Annotated in this window: 3 protein-coding genes; all 3 read left to right on the top strand. The window is 69.2% G+C overall.

All coding sequences use genetic code 11. The annotated features are described in order from the left end of the window. The coding region (locus AC1DOC_RS28660) for an acyl-CoA dehydrogenase C-terminal domain-containing protein (protein ID WP_478131020.1) at positions 1-534 on the top strand (534 nt) is incomplete at its 5' end. An 81-nt stretch (positions 535-615) separates the two neighbouring features. Continuing rightward, positions 616-1,578, top strand: coding sequence for an NAD(P)H-dependent flavin oxidoreductase (locus AC1DOC_RS28655; protein WP_478131019.1), 963 nt, complete (start codon positions 616-618; stop codon positions 1,576-1,578). Between the two features lie 50 nt (positions 1,579-1,628). Continuing rightward, positions 1,629-2,622, top strand: a 994-nt coding sequence (locus AC1DOC_RS28650; RefSeq protein ID WP_478131018.1) for an acyltransferase family protein, incomplete at its 3' end; no start/stop codon positions are given.

The raw sequence follows: 2,622 nt of genomic DNA, 5'->3' as shown, positions 1-2,622 counted from the left end.
ATCGAGGAGACCGGCGCGGCGCAGTACTACCGCGACGCCAAGATCCTCACGATCTACGAGGGCACCACTGCGATCCAGGCCAACGACCTCGTGGGCCGCAAGACCGCGCGCGACGGCGGCCAGACCGCCAAGGCCATTGCCGCGCAGATCGAGAAGACCGAGGCCGAACTGGCCAGGAGCAGCAGCCCCGCCGCGGCCGCCGTCCTCAAGCGCCTGAAGCCCGCGCGCGAGGCCTTCATCGAGGTGGTCGACTTCGTCGCGGGCCAGACCAAGGCGTCGCCCAACGCGGTGTTCGCGGGCAGCGTGCCCTACCTGATGCTCGCGGGCAACCTCGTGGCGGGCTGGCAGCTGGCACGCTCGCTGATCATTGCAGCGGACCTGGCGTCGCACAACGTCGACGTGGACTTCATGCAGGCCAAGATCGCGACCGCGCGCTTCTATGCCGAGCACATCCTGAACAAGGTACCCGGGCTGCGCGACAGCATCGTCGAGGGCGCCGAGAGCGTCACGGCACTGGCGCTCGACGCCTTCTGACCCACGGCCCCGTGTCGCCCATCTGACGGGCGATGCAGGCCTTCCTCTTATATAAAACCGAACCCCATTCCCGGAGAAGACATGTCCAAGCTGCCCCCCGTGCTCGCGAACCTGCCGCTGCCGATCATCGGCTCGCCGCTGTTCATCATCAGCAACCCCAAGCTCGTGATCGCGCAGTGCAAGGCCGGCGTGGTCGGCTCGATGCCGGCGCTCAACGCCCGCCCCGCGGCGCAGCTCGAAGACTGGCTGGCCGAGATCACCGAGGAGCTCGCGGCCTACAACAAGGCCAACCCGGACAAGCCCGCCGCGCCCTTTGCCATCAACCAGATCGTGCACAAGAGCAACGACCGGCTGGAGCACGACATGGAAATGGTCGTGAAGTACAAGGTGCCGATCGTCATCACCTCGCTGGGCGCGCGCACCGACGTGAACGATGCGGTGCACAGCTACGGCGGCGTCACGCTGCACGACATCATCAACAACAAGTTCGCGCAGAAGGCGATCGAGAAGGGCRCCGACGGCATCATTGCCGTGGCGGCCGGCGCCGGCGGCCATGCGGGCGTGAAGAGCCCGTTCGCGCTGGTGCAGGAAATCCGCCAGTGGTTCGACGGTCCCATCGCGCTGTCGGGCTCCATAGCCACCGGCGGCGCGGTGCTCGCGGYGCAGGCCATGGGTGCCGACTTCGCCTACATCGGCACCGCCTTCATCGCCACCGAGGAGGCGCGCGCGAGCGAGGAATACAAGCAGGCCATCGTGGACGGCACCTCGGACGACATCGTCTATTCGAGCCTGTTCACCGGCGTGCACGGCAACTACCTGGCGCCCAGCATCGTCAAGGCCGGCATGGACCCGGCCAACCTGCCCGAAGGCGACGTCAAGACCATGAACTTCGGCGGCGGCGAGGGCAGCAAGGCCAAGGCCTGGAAGGACATCTGGGGCTCGGGCCAGGGCATCGGCGCCGTCACCGAAGTGGCCAGCGCCGCGGCCTTCATCGAGAAACTCAAGCGCGAGTACCAGCAAGCCAGGCAGCGGCTCGCACTTTGAGCGGCGCGTGCGACCCGGCGCCTGCCGGGCTGCCCGCGCAGCGCGGGCGGATGCCCCTGCTCGACATCGCGAAGGGCCTGGCCTGCGCGGTGATCGTCGGGCACCACCTGTCGCGCTACGGCGCGATGCCGGTGGGCGCCTTCCTGCTGGCGCCCGGATTGCTGGGCTGGCTGGCCAGTGACGGCCGGCTCGCGGTGCAGGTCTTCCTGGTGATTGCCGGCTTTCTTGCGGCTTCCAGCCTGGCGCCCGACGGCTTGCTGCGCGTGGAGCGGCCGATGGCGCGCATCCTGCAGCGCTACGGCCGGCTGGTCATGCCCTACCTGGCGGCGCTCACGGTGTCGGTGCTGGTGGCGGCCCTGGTGCGCCCCTGGATGGTGGGCGACGACGTGCCGGCCGCGCCGAGCATCGGCCAGTTGCTCGCGCACGGGTTGCTGATGCAGGACCTGCTGGGCTACGAGGCACTGTCCACGGGCGTCTGGTACGTGGCCATCGACTTCCAGCTGTTCGTGCTGGCGCTGGCGCTCATGGGCCTTCCCGCGATGCTGCGGCGGGCGCCGGCGGCGGCTGCAGCGGCTTCGTACGAGCGCTGGATTCCCGTGGCGCTGGTGCTGGTGGTGGCCACCGCTTCGCTGCTGCTCTTCAACCGCAATGCCGATCTCGACGGCACGGCGTTCTATTTCTTCGGTGCCTACGGGCTCGGCATGCTGGCCTTCTGGATCGGACGCGCGACGCGCGCGAGCACCTGGCGCAGTGCCATCGTGCTGCTCGCGCTGACCGGCGCGGGCGCGCTCGCGGTCGACTGGCGCAGCCGCATCGCCACCGCGCTGGTGAGCGCGCTGCTGATTGCCGTTGCGCAGCGGCGGGGTTGGCTCTCGCTCGGTCGCCGGCCGGATGCGGCCATGCCCTTGCAGCGCCTGGGCCGCATGTCGTATTCGCTGTTCCTGATCCACTTTCCGGTGCTGCTGGCCACCAATGCGGCGGCGGCGCAGATGGGGCCGCACCCCGCCTGGTTCGATGCGCTGGGCCTGGCCGCCACCTTCGGGC

This window comes from Variovorax sp. 01T439_2 (assembly GCF_056398445.1).
Note: the sequence above shows the minus strand (reverse complement) of the source record. Positions and strands in the feature narration are given on the sequence as shown.